A 16,730-nucleotide genomic window follows, 5' to 3' on the forward strand; every position below is an offset into this window, starting at 1 on the left:
TCGTGCGAGTAGAGCACAGAGATCAAGCCTTCAACCAATTGGTGAGACCGCTCCCTGGGTGAGCCGGGTCACCGGCGTCTCAGCCGCCGGTGGTCTCGTCGACGTCCTCGAGCACCCCGACGCCTCCCCCGCAGAGCCCGTCGGTGTCGTCCAGCCAGCCGTCCGGAAGCACCACCCGGTTGCGCGGAGCGCCCTGCCGGCCCCGCGGCGCGCCCAGCTCGGAGGCCGGGAACGGCTCGGTCGGGTCGAGCGCGGCGAGCAGCCCGTCGAGGGCGGCCAGGGAGTCGACGAGACCGAGCGAGCGGCGCAGCTCGCCGCCCGCTCGGAAGCCCTTGAGGTACCAGGTGACGTGCTTGCGGAACTCCTTGCAGCCCCGCTCCTCACCCATGTGCTCGCACAGCAGCTCGGCGTGGCGGCGCATCATCACCGTGACCTCGCCGAGGGTCGGGAGCGTCGTCACGCCGGGGCCGTCCGCCGAGAAGGCCGCCGCCAGGTCCCGGAACAGCCAGGGCCGGCCCAAGCAGCCGCGGCCGACGACGACGCCCGCGGCACCGGTCTCCTCGATCATCCGCAGCGCGTCGGCGGCCTCCCAGATGTCACCGTTGCCGAGCACCGGGATGTCGACGTGGTCGACCAGCTCGGCGATGGCCGACCAGTCGGCCTGGCCGGAGTAGGCCTGCGCGACGGTGCGGCCGTGCAGCGCGATCGCGGCCACACCCGCCTCCTGGGCGATCCGGCCCGCGTCGAGGAAGGTGAGGTGGTCGTCGTCGAGGCCCTTGCGGGTCTTCATCGTCACCGGCACGCCGTACGGCGCCGCGGCGGCCACCGCCTCCTCCAGGATCCGGCCCAGCAGGTTGCGCTTCCACGGCAGGGCGCCGCCACCGCCCTTGCGGGTGACCTTGGGCACCGGGCAGCCGAAGTTGAGGTCGACGTGCGCGACGGCGTACTCCTCGCACAGGATCCGGGTCGCCTTGCCGACATAGACCGGGTCGGTGCCGTAGAGCTGGACCGAGCGGACCTTCTCGGCCTCGTCGAACACCAGCATGCGGCGGGTGGTCTCGTCGCCCTCGACCAGCCCCCGGCTGGTGATCATCTCGCAGACGTAGAGACCGGCGCCGTGCTCGGCACACAGCCGGCGGTACGCGGCGTTGGTGATGCCGGCCATCGGCGCGAGGACGACCGGCGTGGGCACCTCGAGGGAGCCCAGACGCAGCCCGGTCACGACGCGTCTCCGGACGGCGTCGCCGACGCCGTCTCCGACGTCCCCTCCTGCGCCTTCTCGTCCTTCCTGCCCTTCTTCCCGGGCTTGTCGACCGGGCTCAGCTCACCGCTCCAGCTGACCGCGTCCAGACCGCCGAACGGCGAGAAGGAGACCCGTTCCAGGGCCCGGGTCGGCGCGATGAAGTAGACCTGGCACAGCTGGGCGGTCGCGCCGGCGGCGAAGGGCGTGGGCAGCGGGTCGCCTGAGCACACCGGGAGCTGGTCGGCGCCGTAGTAGTTGGGCGCCTCGAGGGTGGTGCCGTCGTCGCCCCACAGGACGTTGTCGAGACGCATCCCGCCGAGGTCGACGTCACCGACGTTGGTGACCTCGACGCGCGCGAAGTAGGGCGTGCGCGCGGCCGTCGTGCCGTCGATCTCCCAGCCCGCGAAGGACTCCTGGAACGAGGTGCGCTCGATCCGCCGCACGCTCACCGCGAGGACGCCGACCTCGTCCTGGCGCCGCTGGAAGGCCACGACGCCCTCCTCCCCGAGCCCGAGCGCGGTGCCCGGCTCGGTGAGGGTGACGTCGTCGGGCACGGGCAGGTAGGCCTCCGGTGCCGCGCCGGTCGCCGAGGGAGTCGGCGTCGCCTGCTTCTTCGCGTCCTCGCCGTCGTCGGAGCCGCACCCGGCCAGCGCCGTGAGCGCGAGGCCCGCGGCGATCACCGGCCGGGTCGCCCGAAGGACGGCACCTAACATCCGACGAGCCGCTCGGCGAAGTAGGTCGTGAGCTTGTCGAGCGCCACCCGCTCCTGGGACATGGTGTCGCGGTCGCGCACGGTGACCGCCTGGTCATCGAGCGTGTCGAAGTCGACGGTGACGCAGTACGGCGTGCCGATCTCGTCCTGGCGCCGGTAGCGCTTGCCGATGGCGCCGGCGTCGTCGAAGTCGACGTTCCACAGGGCGCGCAGCTCGGTGGCGACCGCCTTGGCCCGCGGCGTCAGGTCCTCGTTGCGGCTCAGCGGCAGCACCGCGGCCTTGATGGGGGCCAGGCGCGGGTCGAGACGCAGCACGGTCCGCTTGTCGACGCCGCCCTTGGTGTTGGGCGCCTCGTCCTCGGCGTACGCGTCGACGAGGAACGTCATCAGGCTGCGCGAGAGGCCCGCCGCCGGCTCGATGACGTAGGGCACGTAGCGGGTGTTGGACGCCTGGTCGAAGTACGACAGGTCCTTGCCCGAGTGCTTCGCGTGGGTCGACAGGTCGAAGTCGGTGCGGTTGGCGATGCCCTCGAGCTCGCCCCACTCGGACCCGGTGAAGTTGAACCGGTACTCGATGTCCGTGGTGCCCTTCGAGTAGTGGCTCAGCTTGGCCGACGGGTGCTCGAAGTGACGCAGGTTGTCGGGGTTGATGCCGAGGTCGACGTACCAGCGGGTGCGCTCCTCGATCCAGTAGCGGTGCCACTCCTCGTCCTCGCCGGGCTTGACGAAGAACTCCATCTCCATCTGCTCGAACTCGCGGGTGCGGAAGATGAAGTTGCCCGGCGTGATCTCGTTGCGGAAGCTCTTGCCGATCTGGGCGATGCCGAACGGGGGCTTCATCCGCTGCGAGGTCACCACGTTGGCGAAGTTGAGGAAGATGCCCTGCGCGGTCTCGGGGCGCAGGTAGTGCAGGCCAGACTCGTCCTCCACCACGCCGAGGTGGGTCTTGAGCATGCCGGAGAACTCACGCGGCTCGGTCCAGGCGCCCCGGGTGCCGCAGTTGGCGCACACGACGTCCTTGAGGTCCACGTCGTCGGGGTTCGCGATCCCCTTCTTCTCGGCGTACTGCTCCTGGAGGTGGTCGTAGCGGTAGCGCTTGTGACACGACAGGCACTCGGTGAGCGGGTCGTTGAAGGTCGCGACGTGGCCCGAGGCCTCCCAGGTCTGCCGCGGCAGGATCACGCTGGAGTCGAGACCGACGACGTCGTCGCGGCTCTGCACCATCGAGCGCCACCACTGCCGCTTGATGTTCTCCTTGAGCTCCACACCCAGCGGGCCGTAGTCCCACGCGGAGCGGGTGCCTCCGTAGATCTCCCCACAGGGGTAGACGAAGCCTCGGCGCTTCGCGAGCGAGACGACCTGATCGACGGTGGACGGGGGCGGCTTGGCCACTGGGGTTCCTTATGGGACGAGCCCGGCTGGCTGCCGAGCGGGTTTGTGAGCTGACTCGCGAGCAAGCACCTAGGTTACGCGAGACTCCGCCACGTTGAGGACCGCACCGGGCTCCACCACCTCGTAGGCGCCGGGCTCGTCGATCGCCCGGCTCAGCACGGGGACGCCGTGCAGCTTGAGGTCGTACGCCGACAGGGCGCGCCGGTACGCCCCGACGTTGACCCAGTGCGTGGTCAGTGTCCACAGGTCCGGGTCGTCGACGTTGCGCCCGACCCAGCCACTGACATACCCGGTCTGCTCGGCCAGCAGGCCGTGGACGAGCTCGAGGTCGGCGCGGAGGCCGGCCGGGTCCTCCCCTGCACGGAAGCGGTTGACGACGAGCACGTCCGCACTCTACGCAGCGTCCTCGTGCCGCGGCGCGTCGGCGACTTGACCTGGACTCCGGGGTACTTGAGAATGATTCTCATGCGCTTGACACCCCGTCCCCTCGCCCTCTCCGCCCTCGCTCTTCTCGCGCCGTTCGCGACCGCCTGCTCGGCCTTCAGCGACGACGGCGGCGGGAACGCCGGCAACGGCGAGGTCACCGTGGCGGCGGCGTTCTATCCCCTGGCCTATGTCGCCGAGCGGGTCGCCGCGGGCACGGACACCGAGGTCACCCTGCTCACCCAGCCCGGCACCGAGCCGCACGACCTCGAGCTCACCGTGAAGGAGACCGCCGACCTCGCCGGGGCCGACCTCGTCGTCTACGAGTCGCAGTTCCAGCCGGCCGTGGACGACGCGGTCGAGCAGAACGCCTCCGGCGCGATCCTCGACGCGGCGACGGTGGTCGACCTGATCCCGTTCGAGGAGTCCGCCGAGGAGCACGAGGAGCACGGAGAGCACGAGGAGGAGGGCGAGGAGCACGCCGAGGAGGGCGAGGACCACGAGCACGGCGACGTCGACCCGCACTTCTGGCAGGACCCGCTCCGGGTCGCCGACCTGGCCGACGCCGTCGCCGACGAGCTGGCCGAGGTCGACAGCGCCCACGCCGACCGGTACCGCTCGAACGCCGAGGCGCTGCGCGCGGACCTGACCACGCTCGACGAGGAGTACGCCGCTGGCCTGGCCCAGTGCGAGCGTGACACCATCGTGGTGTCCCACGACGCGTTCGGCTACCTGGAGAAGTACGGCCTGCACGTCGCCTCCATCGTGGGGCTCTCCCCCGACGCCGAGCCCACGGGCGCCGCGCTCGGGGAGCTGCAGGAACTGATCCGGACGGAAGGCATCACCACGGTGTTCAGCGAGCCGCTCAAGCCGGCGCTCGGCGAGAACTTCGCCGACGACCTCGGACTGACCAACGGGGTCCTCGATCCCGTCGAGGGACTCACCGACGCCACCACCGACGAGGACTACCTGACGCTCATGCAGGCCAACCTCGGGGCCATCGTCGCCGCCAACGGCTGCCGATGACGGACTCGGTCGCGGTCGAGGTCGAGGACGTCAGCGTCGCCCTCGGTGGACGCCCCGTGCTGCGCGGCATCGACCTGGCCGTCCACCCCGGCGACTTCATGGCGCTGATGGGCGCCAACGGCTCCGGCAAGTCCACGCTCGTGCGGGCCATGGTCGGACTGCGTCCGCTCGTCGGCGGCCGGGTGCGGCTGTTCGGGACGCCCTTGGACGAGTACGACGACTGGTGCCGCATCGGGTACGTGCCCCAGCGCGCCACCGCCGGATCGGGCATCCCCGCCTCCGTGTGGGAGGTCGTGGCGGCCGGCCGGCTGACCCGGCGCCGTCTGCTCCGGCCGCTGTCGAGGGCGGACCGGGCCGTGATCGACGACGCGCTCGAGGTGGTCGGACTGGCCGACCGGCGACGCGACGCGGTCACCAACCTGTCGGGCGGCCAGCAGCAGCGGGTGCTCATCGCCCGTGCCCTGGCCGGTGAGCCGGAGCTGTTCTTCCTCGACGAGCCCACCGCCGGGGTCGACCTGCCCAACCAGCAGGTGCTGGCCGACACGCTCGGACAGCTCAAGGAGCGCGGCGCGACGATCGTGCTCGTCGCCCACGAGCTCGGGCCGCTCGCGCCGCTCGTCGATCGGGCCGTCGTCCTCCGCGACGGGCGGGTGGCCTACGACGGCGCCGCGCTGCTCGACCACGAGGTGCACCAGCCGTGGTTCGCCGAGCCGCACACGCACCACCATCACCACGAGCGCCCCGCCGCGGACCATGTGCCGCAGGTGTCCTCCCCCGTCGACCGTCCGCGAGGTGAGGGCTGATGTCCCCCGTCGAGCTGTTCAGCCAGCCGTTCATGCAGCGCGCCCTCATCGCCGCCCTGCTCACCGGGCTCGCCGCCCCCGCGATCGGCACCTTCCTCGTCCAGCGGCGGCTCGCCCTGATGGGCGACGGGATCGGACATGTCGCGGTCACCGGCGTCGCGCTCGGTCTGGCGACGCAGACGTCGCCGCTGTGGACGGCCGTGCTGGTGGCCGTGCTCGGCGCCGTACTGATCGAGATCATCCGCGAGCGCGGTCAGACCAACGGCGACGTCGCGCTCGCCCTGCTCTTCTACGGCGGTCTCGCCGGCGGCATCTTCATCAGCGGGCTCGCCGGGGAGAGCGCCGCTGCCCTGAACCGCTATCTCTTCGGCTCGCTGACCACCATCTCACCGCAGGACGTGCTGGTGACCATGGTGCTCGCCATCGCGGTCGTCGGCCTGTGTGTCGGGCTCGCGCCCCAGCTGTTCGCGGTCGCCCAGGACCAGGAGTTCGCCCGGGTCGCCGGGCTGCGGGTGCGCACCTACAACGTGCTCGTCGCGGTCCTCGCGGCCGTCAGCGTCACCGTCGCGATGCGCACCGTCGGCCTCCTGCTCGTCTCCGCGCTGATGGTCGTCCCCGTCGCCACCGCTCAGCAGCTCACCCGCTCCTTCCGCACGACTCTCGGAGCCGCGATGGTGCTCGGCACCCTCGCCTCGGTCGGCGGACTGGTCGCGGCCACGTTCGCGTCGTACGAGGTGACCGTGGCGCCGGGCCCGACCATCGTCCTGCTCGCCCTCGCCGGGTACGCCGTCGCCTGGCCGATCGGGATCTGGCTGCGCCACCGGGCCCGCCTGCGCGAGCCCTTCGCCTCCGGGCAGGCCGCGCCCGAGCACGACGCCTGCGGAGAGCATCCGCACGCCCACGGCCCGGGCTGCGGGCACCTCGCAGTGCCCCACGACGACCACGTCGACTACGTCCACGACGGGCATCGCCACGCCGTCCACGGCGCCCACTACGACGAGCACTGAGCCCGAGGGGCTACTTGACCCACTGCAGCGACGCGTCCCGGGCGGCCTCGATCTGCGATCCCGTCTGACGGCGGGCCATCCGCCGGAGCAGGACCGGGGTGACCAGCGCACCGACGACCGCCCAGCCACCCAGCACGGCGACCGTCTCCCAGGTCCGCCACGATCCCCCGATCTCGGCGTCGGCGGCGGAGTCCGGGAGGAAGGCCGAGCGCATGCCCAGGCCGAGCCAGTAGACCGGGAAGCACTGGACGACGACCTCCGCCCAGTCCCAGAGCCGCTGCAGGGGGTAGAAGATCCCCGACGTGCCGGCCAGCAGCATGACCGGCAGCATGCCCCAGGTGCCGACCTTCTGGCTGCTCGGCACCAGGGCGCCGATCGCCATCCCGAACGGCATCGTCGCCAGGACGCCCAGCACGATCACCCAGGTGACCGTGAGCCAGCCCGACGGATGGTCCATGAGGTCGTCGAAGAGCAGGAAGCTCGGCACCAGGATGACCACCATCTGGGGCACCAGCGACAGCGACTGGAACGTCAGCTGGCCGGCGAAGTAGCCCTTGAGCCCGTGCGGCACCGCCTTGTGGCGCAGCAGCGTGCCGTCCTCCTTCTCCATCGCCAGCGCGTACGCCGGCCCGATCACGGCTCCGAACGCGATCAGCAGGCCCAGGATGCTGGGCAGGGTGACCGAGGGCAGCAGCAGGCCGGTGCCCTCGACCTCGGAGTCGCGGCGCAGGTAGAGGTAGCCGACGGCCGCCAGCGCCGTGAAGATGTAGAAGCCCTGGTCCTGGGTGCTCCGGACGCTCTTGCCGAACTCGCCCAGTCCGCGCCGCACGCCGATTCCGACCGCGTGCATCACCGGGTTGGTCGCGCTCATCGGCTCGGCTCCTGATCGAGTTCGGTGGCGGGCTGCCCCGATGCGCCGGCGAAGAGCCGGGCCGCGGCGTCGGCGTGGCCGGCCTCGTGCTGCTGCACCAGCGCGATGTAGGTGTCCTCGAGTCGGGAGGGCCGGACCTCGAGGTCACGGATCTCGTCCCCGTGGACGGCGAACAGGTCCCGCGCGAACGCCGTGCCGTCGGCCACGCGCTCGGCGAAGACCTCCTCGCCCCGGCGCCAGCGGACCTCCGTCTCCCCCGCCACCCGACGGGCGAGCCCGTCGGCGGTGTCGTCGGCGACGATCCGGCCACCGGCCAGGACCAGCATCCGGCTGGCGAGCCGCTCCGCCTCGTCGAGATCGTGGGTGGTGAGCAGGATGGTGGTGCCGTCGACCGCGGAGAGCCGGCGGATCAGGTCGTGGAACTCACGCCGCGCCTGCGGGTCGAAGCCCGCCGTGGGCTCGTCGAGGAAGAGCACCTCGGGCCGGCCCACGATCCCGATCGCGACGTCGAGGCGACGCCGCTGGCCTCCCGAGAGGGTGTTGATCTTCTGGTCGGCCAGCCGGGACAGCCCGACGGTCTCCAGCAGGTCATCGGTGTCGTGCGGCCGCGCCCGCTCCGGGGTGCTGTAGGGGCGGTAGTACTCGCCCAGCTGCGCGAGGAGCTGCCGGGGCGTCCAGCGCGGGTGGTCGCGCCACGACTGGAGGACGACGCCGGTGCGCGCCCGCCAGTCCTCGGACGCCGCCGCGGGGTCCTCCCCCAGCACGACGGCCTCGCCGGCGGACCGGATCCGGAAGCCCTCCAGGATCTCGATCGTCGTGGTCTTGCCGGCGCCGTTGGGGCCCAGCAGGCAGACCACCTCACCGGCACGGATCTCGAAGTCGACGCCGGACAGCACGTCCTTGTCGCCGTACCGCATGCGCAGGTCCCGGGTCTCGACCACGACGTCGTCCACGGTTTCCACGCTAGGTGCTCGCCGCGGGGCCGGCATCGGACTTTGGTCGGTGGTGCGTGGCCCCGGACCCCGACCAAAGGACCGGGCGACGGACCGGGCGAAGGACCGGGCGCGTCAGGCGCTGCCGTAGCGGCGGTCCCGGCGGGCGTACTCGTCGATCGCCGCCCACAGGTGACGGCGGTCGACGTCGGGCCAGAGGACGTCGGAGAAGACGAACTCGGAGTACGCCGCCTGGTACAGCATGAAGTTGGACAGCCGCTGCTCGCCGGACGTGCGCCAGACCAGGTCGGCGTCGGGGAGCTCGGGGACGTAGAGGTAGCGGCCGAGGGTGCGCTCGTCGACCTTGTCGGGGTTGACCTTCCCCGCAGCGACGTCGCGGGCGAGGGCCTTGGCCGCGTCGCCGAGCTCGGAGCGGCCGCCGTAGTTGACGCACATGGTGAGCGTCAGGACGTCGTTGTGCCGGGTCAGCTCCTCGGCGACCTGCAGCTCGGAGATGACCGACTTCCACAGCCGCGGCGCGCGCCCGGCCCAGCGGACCCGGACACCGAGCTCGTGCATCTCGTCGCGGCGGCGGCGGATGACGTCGCGGTTGAAGCCCATCAGGAACTTCACCTCGTCCGCGCTGCGCGACCAGTTCTCCGTGGAGAAGGCGTACGCCGAGACGGCCTTCACACCGATCTCGATCGCGCCCTCGACGACGTCGAACAGGCTGGACTCGCCCTCCTCGTGGCCCTTCGTGCGCGGCAGCCCGCGCTCGTTGGCCCACCGGCCGTTGCCGTCCATCACGATCGCCACATGGCGCGGGACCAGCTCGGCGGGGAGCGCCGGCGGCCGCTCGCCCGACGGGTGCGGCGTGGGCGGGCGGACCGGGCCACGCGCGGCAGCGGCCGCCGCGGCGGCACGGGTACGACGGGAGGAGCGGGTCACGGCGCCAGTCTGTCAGCGCTCGACATACGCGAGCGACCGGAGCCCCCGCTCCAGCTGCCACTGCACGAACGCGGCGATCAGACCGCTGGCCTCACGGACATGACGCGGGTCGGCGGCCTCGACGACCGGCCAGTCGCCCGCGAGCAGGCCCCCGAGCAGGGTCAGGGTCTCCGGCGCCGGAGTGGCGGAGCCGGGGATCCGGCAGGTGGAGCAGAGCACGCCGCCCATCGACGGGTTGAACCAGCGGTGGTGGCCGAGCTCACCGGTCACCGTGACGGGCGGGCGGGCGCAGTGGGCGCAGTCGACGAAGGCCGGGGCGTACCCGGCGATGGCCAGGGCACGCAGCAGGTAGGAGTCGAGGACGTGGCACGGATTGCGCGCGCCCGCCGCCATCGCGTTGAGCCCTCCGAGCAGCAGCGCGAACTGCTGGCGCGCGGGCTCGCGCTCCTCGACGACCAGCCGCTCGGCGGTCTCGAGCATCGCGGTGCCCGCGGTGTAGCGGTCGTAGTCGGCGCCCAGCGGGGCGGCGTACGCAGCCCGGGTCTCGGCCTGGGTGATCGTGTCGAGGTTGCGACCCTCAGCGAGCTGGAGGTCGACGTGGGTGAACGGCTCGAGTCGCGACCCCCACCGCGACGTCGTCCGGCGCACCCCCTTGGCCACCGCGCGGACCACGCCGTTGTCACGGGTCAGCAGCGTGACGATGCGGTCCGCCTCACCCAGCTTGCGGGTGCGCAGGACGATCGCCTCGTCACGGTAGAGCGGCACCCCTCCATTGTGCTGCCTCGGCCGGGCGAAAGCCCGGCGCCACCCCGGCTCTGAGCCGGGCGTCGTCCTTCGCACCCGGCGTCTCGGTCGCGGATCCGTCGCATCGACGACCGGAATGCCGGGTGCGATGCAACCGCCGCGGGTAGGCGCTTTCAGGACGACCGGGTACGACGCCCGCGGCGTGCCGGACGCGTGCACTCCCGGGCGAACCGGGTGACCACGAGATCGAGCCGCTCGGGGCGGCGGCGCCACTCCAGCGGCGCCGCGGCACGCTCGAGCGTGGCTCCGGCGATCTCGCCGGCGACCAGCTCGGCATCGCCGGCCGGGTGGAACGGGTCGCCCGTCCGGGCGAGCACGAGCGTCGGGACGGTCAGGGCCGCGCGCTCGGCGCTGGGCGGCGCGAACCTGCCGAAGAGGACGCCGTGGACGACGGCGGCGACCTGGGCGGGGCGCGCGTCGAGGGTCTCCAGGGACAGCCGCACCCACTCCGGGGCGAGTCGCCGCGGAAGGGGCCGGGTGACCAGTCGCAGCGCGGTCAGGGCGAGCGGGGCGAACCGCGCCGTCGCCAGGACCGGGGCCAGCAGCGAGAGCTGGGCACCGAGCGCGTTCTCCAGGACCGGCCCGTCGAGCAGGAGGCCGGCGACCCGCTCGGGAGCGATCACCGCCACCTCGAGGGCGACGTTGGCGCCGAGGGAGCTCCCGCCGACGACCGCCCGGCTCGCGCCCACGTGGTCGAGCAGCGCCACGACCTGCTCGGCGAACGCGGTCACCGAGTAGGACAGCGGGTCCGCGGGGCCGTCCGAGCGCCCGTGGCCGAGCGGGTCGAGGGCCAGCACGTGCAGGCCGTTCGAGGCGAGCATCCGCGCGGTGCGGTCGTGCACCCGCCGCGGTACCAGCAGCGGCGGCACCAGGACGACCCACGCGTCCCCGGCGCCGTACTCGGTGAACTCGAGGCGGTCGCGGCCGCGCCGGCCGGAGACGAAGACCTGTCCGACCTGCTCGGAGGCCAGCGCGGCGCGACCCATCTCAGTCGGCTGCCGGCTCGACGGGCGCCGTCGGGATCGTCGTCGCGCGCGCCCGGTTGGCGGCGCACACCACGGCACGCAGCGAGGCCGTGACGATGTTGTGGTGCAGGCCGATGCCCCAGACGATCTCGCCGGCGACCTCGCACTCGACGTACGCCGCCGCGACGGCGTCGCCACCCGAGGACAGCGCGTGCTCGGCGTAGTCGAGGACGCGGATGTCGGCCCCGGCCTGACGCATGCCGTCGATGAACGCGGCGACCGGGCCGTTGCCCATGCCGGTGAAGGTCTGCTCCTCGCCGCGGACCACGAGGCGGACCTCCTGGCGGTCGTCGCCGTCCTCGCTGGTGACCGACGAGAACGAGACCAGGCTGTAGGGGGCCTCGCGGTCGAGGTACTCCTTGCGGAAGATCTCCCAGATCGCCTCGGGCGTGACCTCGCCGCCCTGGGCGTCGGTGTGCTGCTGGATGACCCGGCTGAACTCGATCTGCGCGCGGCGGGGCAGGTCCAGGCTGTGCTCGGCCTTGAGGACGTAGGCCACGCCGCCCTTGCCGGACTGGCTGTTGACCCGGATGACCGCCTCGTAGGTGCGGCCGACGTCCTTCGGGTCGATCGGCAGGTACGGCGCCTCCCAGGGGATCTCGCCGACGGGCTTGCCCTGCTCGGCAGCGATCCGGTCGAGGTCCTCCAGGCCCTTCTTGATGGCGTCCTGGTGGGAGCCGGAGAAGGCGGTGTAGACCAGGTCTCCTGCCCACGGGTGGCGCGGGTGGACCGGCAGCTGGGTGCAGTACTCCACCGTGCGGCGGACCTCGTCGATCTCGGAGAAGTCGACCTGGGGGTCGATGCCCTGGCTGAACAGGTTCATGCCGAGGGTGACCAGGTCGACGTTGCCGGTGCGCTCGCCGTGGCCGAACAGGCAGCCCTCGACCCGGTCGGCACCGGCCATCAGCGCGAGCTCGGTCGCGGCGACGGCCGTGCCGCGGTCGTTGTGCGGGTGCAGGCTGATGATCGAGTGGGCGCGACGGGACAGGTTGCGCCCGAAGTACTCGATCTGGTCGGCGTAGGTGTTGGGCGTCGACATCTCGACGGTCGCGGGCAGGTTCAGGATGATCTCCCGGCCCTCCTCGGGCTGCCACACGTCGGAGACCCGCTCACAGACCTCGAGCGCGAAGTCCGTGGGCGTCTGCGTGAAGATCTCGGGGCTGTACTGGTAGCCGAAGTCGGTGCCCCCGGCCGCACCGAGCAGCTGGTCGGCGTACTTCATGACCCACTCGGTGCCGCGGGTCGCGATCGCGATGCACTCGGCCTCGGTGACGCCGAAGACCACCCGCTGGAAGAGGGGGGCGGTCGCGTTGTAGAGGTGCACGGTCGCCTTGGCGGCGCCCTGGAGCGACTCGACGGTGCGCGCGATCAGGTCCTCGCGGGCCTGGGTCAGCACCGAGACCCGGACGTCGTCGGGGATCCGGTCCTCCTCGACGAGCTGGCGCACGAAGTCGAAGTCGGTCTGGCTCGCGGCTGGGAACCCGACCTCGATCTCCTTGTAGCCCATCTTCACCAGGAGCTCGAACATCTTCATCTTGCGCGAGGGGCTCATCGGGTCGATGAGCGCCTGGTTGCCGTCGCGCAGGTCGGTGGACAGCCACCGGGGGGCGCGGGTGATCTTCTGGTCCGGCCAGGTGCGGTCCGGCACGGTGACGGGCTCGAAGGCGGTGTAGCGGTGGTACGGCATCCCGCTCGGCTGCTGGCTGGGGATGGTGACGCGCTGCTGGTTCATGACTTCCTCGGGTTCGTGAGTGACGAGATGGCGCCGGGCGCGCGACTCACTCCGCAACGAGGGGGTCCGGCTTCAGACCTCGCTGCGGCCGCTAAGAAGGAGGGCTCGCGTCATGATGGGAGGCACTCTAGCAGGACCCGGTCTCCGGAGCGGGCGCTCGGGTACCACGCGGGGGTCCGCAACCCGAGGAGCCCCCATGAACGCGAAGGACCCGAAGCACGACCTCGTCCCCGGCGCGCCCGCCGCCGTGCCACCCACCCTCGCCGAGCCGACCGATCCGGTCGAGCCGCTCCCGCCCAAGCCCGACCAGGGCACTCCCGAGACCCGCACCCCCACGGGCGCCGAGACCGGCACCGACCCGCGCACGGCCGGCCAGCAGGGCCGGTGGCTGACCACCGCGACCGGCGTACGCGTGCACGACACCGACCACTCGCTCAAGGCGGGCGAGCGTGGACCGACGCTGCTGCAGGACCACCACCTGCGGGAGAAGATCACCCACTTCGACCACGAGCGCATCCCCGAGCGGGTCGTCCACGCGCGCGGCGCCGGCGCCCACGGCCACTTCGAGGGCTACGGCACCGCCGACACGGTGACCTGCGCCGGGCTCTTCGCGGAGGGCAAGCGGACGCCGGTCTTCGTGCGCTTCTCGACCGTGCTGGGCTCGCGGGGCTCGGCCGACACGGTGCGTGACACCCGCGGCTTCGCCACGAAGTTCTACACGGACGAGGGTGTGTGGGACCTGGTCGGCAACAACATCCCCGTCTTCTTCATCCAGGACGGGATCAAGTTCCCCGACATCATCCACGCCGGCAAGCCGCACCCGGACCGGGAGATCCCCCAGGCGCAGAGCGCGCACGACACCTTCTGGGACTTCGTCTCCCTCCACACCGAGGCGCAGCACCACACGCTGTGGAACATGTCCGACCGGGGCATCCCGCGCTCCTACCGGATGATGGAGGGCTTCGGCGTCCACACCTTCCGGCTCACCCGCGCCGACGGCACGACCTCGTTGGCCAAGTTCCACTGGAAGCCCAAGCTCGGCATCCACTCCCTCACCTGGGAGGAGGCCCAGCTGGTCGGCGGCCTCGATCCGGACTTCCACCGCCGTGACCTGGCCGACGCGATCGAGTCCGGCGCCTTCCCCGAGTGGGAGCTCGGCGTCCAGGTCTTCGAGGACACCCCGGAGCAGATGTTCGAGGGCATCGACCTGCTCGACCCGACGAAGATCGTGCCCGAGGAGCTCGCACCGGTGCAGCCCATCGGCCGGATGGTGCTCGACCGCAACCCCACGAACTTCTTCGCCGAGACCGAGCAGGTCGCCTTCCACGTCGGGCACCTCGTCCCCGGCATCGACGTCACCGACGACCCGCTGATGCAGGCCCGGCTCTTCTCGTACGTCGACACGCAGCTCACCCGCCTGGGCGGGCCGAACTTCGACCAGATCCCGATCAACCGCACGCACGCGCCGGTCAACGACATGCTCCGCGACGGCCTCCACCAGCACGCGGTGCACGCCGGCGTGGCGCCGTACCGTCCCAACTCGCTGGACGGCGGCTGCCCCTTCCACGCCGGCACCGAACTCTCCGACGAGGAGACCCGCGCCTTCGTGGAGGCTGCCCACGCGGTCGAGGGACGCAAGGTGCGCGCCCAGCCCGCGTCGTACGACGACCACTTCAGCCAGGCGCGGCTGTTCTGGGCGAGCGTGAGCCCGGTCGAGCAGGAGCACATCGTCCGCGCCTACTCGTTCGAGCTCGGCAAGTGCTACGAGTCGGCGATCAAGGAGCGGCAGCTCCAGGCGCTCGCCAACATCGACGCGACGCTGTGCGCCGAGGTCGCGACCGCGCTCGGGCTTCCCGCGCCCGAGCCCACCGAGGAGCCGGCGGACGTCGTACCGAGCCCGGCGCTCTCGCAGCTCACCGGCGGGCCGTGGCCCGGCGACGGCCGCGTCGTCGGGATCGTGATCGACCCCGACGGCGCTCTCGACGACGTGTCCGAGGTGCGCGCCGCCGTCCTCGCCGCGGGGATGCTCCCGCTCCTCATCGCGCCCCGCGGCGGCACGCTCGGCGAGCTCGACGTCCAGCGCACGTTCGCCACGGCCCGCTCCGTGGAGTACGACGCCGTCCTCGTCGCCGGCTGCCCGCCTCCGGCACCCGACGCCCTCCCGGCGCGGGATGCCAAGGCCGGCGCCGCCGACAGCGCGCGACTCGACCCACGCGTCGTCCTGCTGCTCGAGGAGGCGTTCCGGCACGCCAAGGCCCTCGGTGCCTGGGGCACCGGTCTCCAGGCGCTGGAGATCGCCGGCATCCCCACCGACGTGGCGGGCGTCGCGACCGGCAGCGCCGGGCCCGACGTGCTGAGCCAGGTGCAGGACCTGATCGGCACCCACCGGACCTGGGAGCGCTTCGCGACCGCGGTCTAGCCTGGTGGGGTGCCGACGCTCCTGATCGTCCACCACTCCCCCAGCCGCTCGATGCAGACGCTGCTCGCCCAGGTCGTCGCCGGGGCCAACGACGAGGACGTGCAGGCCGGCACCGCGGTCGAGGTCGTGGTGCGCCCCGCGCTCGACGCCACGGCCGACGACGTCCTGGGAGCCGACGGGTACGTCCTCGGGACGACGGCGAACTTCGGCTACATGAGCGGGGCGCTCAAGCACTTCTTCGACTCCACCTTCCTCGCCGTCGGCGGCGCCCTCGACCCGACCGGGGCGCCTGCCGACGGCGGCGGTGAGACCGCCGGCCGGCCGTACGGCCTGTGGCTGCACGGCCGCTACGACCTCACCGGCGCCGAGCGGTCCGTGCAGTCGATCGTCGGTGCCCTCGACTGGCGCCAGGGGTACGACGTGCTCGGCGTGCTCGGTCCCGTCGACGACGCCGCCCTGGAGGCGGCCTATGCGCTGGGCGCTACGATCGCGGCACTCCTGACCGACTGATCACCGACCTGCGACCGACCTGTTCTCCGACCTGGATGCCGACGTCACGAGAGGGGCTCTGACACCGGATGCTGCACCGTGCCGTCCGCGTGGTCGGGATGCTCGCGCTCGCCCTGCTCGTGCCGGCCCTCGCCGCCTGCGGCAGTGAGAGCCAGGGCAAGAACACCGACGACGACCTGGTCGACGCGCTCGAGGTCCCCGAGAGCGGTGTGTGCCGCAATCTGACCCCCGACGACGTCGCGCTGCCGGCCAACGCGACCGCGACGGTCCCCTGCTCGGAGGAGCACACCGCGGAGACCTTCGCGACCGGAGAGCTCCCCGAGGAGTTCGACGACGCCGAGTACGACGACACCGAGCTCGGCCACTACGCGTACCGCACCTGCTCGACCGCCTTCGCGACGTTCGTCGAGGCCGACGAGAGCCTGGTGCTGCGCACGACGCTGAGCTGGGCCTGGTTCCGCCCCTCGGCGAAGGCCTGGGGCAAGGGCGCCCGCTGGTACCGCTGCGACGTGCTCGGCGGCAGCACGGCCAGCGCGACGTACCGCCCCCTCCCGGAGACCGCGAAGGGCATGCTCGCCGGACGCCCGCCGGACGTCTGGCTCAGCTGCGCGCGCGGTCCCTCGGTCGGGGAGGGCGAGAAGGTGCCGTGCTCGCAGAAGCACGACTGGCGTGCCGTGACGACGGTCAAGCTCGGCCAGCCCGAGGACACCTACCCCGGTGACCGGGTGATGGAGAGCCGCACCCGGTCGTTCTGCTCGACGTCGGTCCAGGCGTGGCTCAACTACCCGGCGGAGTACGAGTACGGCTTCACCTTCTTCCACAAGGCCGAGTGGGAGGCCGGCGTCCGGCGGTCGGTGTGCTGGGCGAGGACGAGTGAGTGACG

The 16,730-nt window shown here is 72.0% G+C and carries 16 protein-coding genes; 6 read left to right on the top strand and 10 right to left on the bottom strand.

Annotated elements, in window-relative coordinates; genetic code table 11:
* Positions 1 to 79: 79 nt before the first annotated feature.
* The 4 genes from dusB to KVF89_RS07040 form a co-directional block, all read right to left on the bottom strand.
* Positions 80 to 1,222, bottom strand: a complete 1,143-nt coding sequence (dusB, locus tag KVF89_RS07025; RefSeq protein ID WP_257424518.1) for a tRNA dihydrouridine synthase DusB — start codon at positions 1,220 to 1,222, stop codon at positions 80 to 82.
* A complete protein-coding gene (locus KVF89_RS07030; protein WP_257424519.1) occupies positions 1,219 to 1,956 on the bottom strand; it encodes a hypothetical protein in 738 nt (245 codons plus the stop codon). The genes dusB and KVF89_RS07030 overlap by 4 nt, the downstream gene beginning before the upstream one ends.
* Complete coding sequence (locus tag KVF89_RS07035; RefSeq protein ID WP_257424520.1) at positions 1,950 to 3,347, bottom strand: glycine--tRNA ligase; 1,398 nt, start codon at positions 3,345 to 3,347, stop codon at positions 1,950 to 1,952. The genes KVF89_RS07030 and KVF89_RS07035 overlap by 7 nt, the downstream gene beginning before the upstream one ends.
* Positions 3,348 to 3,416: 69 nt before the next feature.
* The gene (locus KVF89_RS07040; protein WP_257424521.1) at positions 3,417 to 3,731 is read right to left on the bottom strand and encodes an antibiotic biosynthesis monooxygenase family protein; all 315 of its coding nucleotides are present in this window, start codon (positions 3,729 to 3,731) and stop codon (positions 3,417 to 3,419) included.
* An 81-nt stretch (positions 3,732 to 3,812) separates the two neighbouring features.
* On the opposite strand from KVF89_RS07040, the gene KVF89_RS07045 reads away from it, so the two are divergent.
* The 3 genes from KVF89_RS07045 to KVF89_RS07055 are packed head-to-tail and all read left to right on the top strand — an operon-like array spanning position 3,813 to position 6,606.
* Complete coding sequence (locus KVF89_RS07045; protein ID WP_257424522.1) at positions 3,813 to 4,796, top strand: metal ABC transporter substrate-binding protein; 984 nt, start codon at positions 3,813 to 3,815, stop codon at positions 4,794 to 4,796.
* Positions 4,793 to 5,599, top strand: a complete 807-nt coding sequence (locus KVF89_RS07050; RefSeq protein WP_257424523.1) for a metal ABC transporter ATP-binding protein — start codon at positions 4,793 to 4,795, stop codon at positions 5,597 to 5,599. Before KVF89_RS07045 ends, KVF89_RS07050 begins: the two co-directional genes overlap by 4 nt.
* Entirely contained in the window at positions 5,599 to 6,606 is a 1,008-nt protein-coding gene (locus KVF89_RS07055; RefSeq protein ID WP_257424524.1) for a metal ABC transporter permease, read from the top strand. The genes KVF89_RS07050 and KVF89_RS07055 overlap by 1 nt, the downstream gene beginning before the upstream one ends.
* Before the next feature lie 10 nt (positions 6,607 to 6,616).
* On the opposite strand, the gene KVF89_RS07060 is transcribed toward KVF89_RS07055, so the two are convergent.
* From KVF89_RS07060 to leuA, 6 genes are all read right to left on the bottom strand, one after another.
* On the bottom strand, positions 6,617 to 7,477 hold the full coding sequence (locus KVF89_RS07060; protein ID WP_257424525.1) for an ABC transporter permease: 861 nt from the start codon (positions 7,475 to 7,477) through the stop codon (positions 6,617 to 6,619).
* Entirely contained in the window at positions 7,474 to 8,430 is a 957-nt protein-coding gene (locus KVF89_RS07065) for an ABC transporter ATP-binding protein (RefSeq protein WP_257424526.1), read from the bottom strand. The genes KVF89_RS07060 and KVF89_RS07065 overlap by 4 nt, the downstream gene beginning before the upstream one ends.
* Before the next feature lie 114 nt (positions 8,431 to 8,544).
* The gene (locus KVF89_RS07070; RefSeq protein WP_257424527.1) at positions 8,545 to 9,357 is read right to left on the bottom strand and encodes an isoprenyl transferase; all 813 of its coding nucleotides are present in this window, start codon (positions 9,355 to 9,357) and stop codon (positions 8,545 to 8,547) included.
* Between the two features lie 12 nt (positions 9,358 to 9,369).
* A complete protein-coding gene (gene recO, locus KVF89_RS07075) occupies positions 9,370 to 10,122 on the bottom strand; it encodes a DNA repair protein RecO (RefSeq protein WP_257424528.1) in 753 nt (250 codons plus the stop codon).
* 152 nt (positions 10,123 to 10,274) lie between these two features.
* A complete protein-coding gene (locus tag KVF89_RS07080; RefSeq protein ID WP_257424529.1) occupies positions 10,275 to 11,147 on the bottom strand; it encodes an alpha/beta fold hydrolase in 873 nt (290 codons plus the stop codon).
* Position 11,148: 1 nt separating this feature from the next.
* The gene (gene leuA / locus KVF89_RS07085; protein ID WP_257424530.1) at positions 11,149 to 12,918 is read right to left on the bottom strand and encodes a 2-isopropylmalate synthase; all 1,770 of its coding nucleotides are present in this window, start codon (positions 12,916 to 12,918) and stop codon (positions 11,149 to 11,151) included.
* A 196-nt stretch (positions 12,919 to 13,114) separates the two neighbouring features.
* Between leuA and KVF89_RS07090 the strand changes: the two genes are divergently transcribed.
* The 3 genes from KVF89_RS07090 (at position 13,115) to KVF89_RS07100 (ending at position 16,728) form a co-directional block, all read left to right on the top strand.
* Positions 13,115 to 15,337, top strand: a complete 2,223-nt coding sequence (locus KVF89_RS07090; protein ID WP_257424531.1) for a catalase — start codon at positions 13,115 to 13,117, stop codon at positions 15,335 to 15,337.
* 9 nt (positions 15,338 to 15,346) lie between these two features.
* Positions 15,347 to 15,847, top strand: coding sequence for a flavodoxin family protein (locus KVF89_RS07095; RefSeq protein WP_257424532.1), 501 nt, complete (start codon positions 15,347 to 15,349; stop codon positions 15,845 to 15,847).
* A 68-nt stretch (positions 15,848 to 15,915) separates the two neighbouring features.
* Positions 15,916 to 16,728 (top strand): septum formation family protein, encoded by an 813-nt coding sequence (locus KVF89_RS07100; protein WP_257424533.1) that lies wholly within the window; start codon positions 15,916 to 15,918, stop codon positions 16,726 to 16,728.
* Positions 16,729 to 16,730: the final 2 nt, after the last annotated feature.

Origin of the sequence: Nocardioides carbamazepini (assembly GCF_024614185.1) — a bacterium.
GTDB lineage: Bacteria > Actinomycetota > Actinomycetes > Propionibacteriales > Nocardioidaceae > Nocardioides > Nocardioides carbamazepini.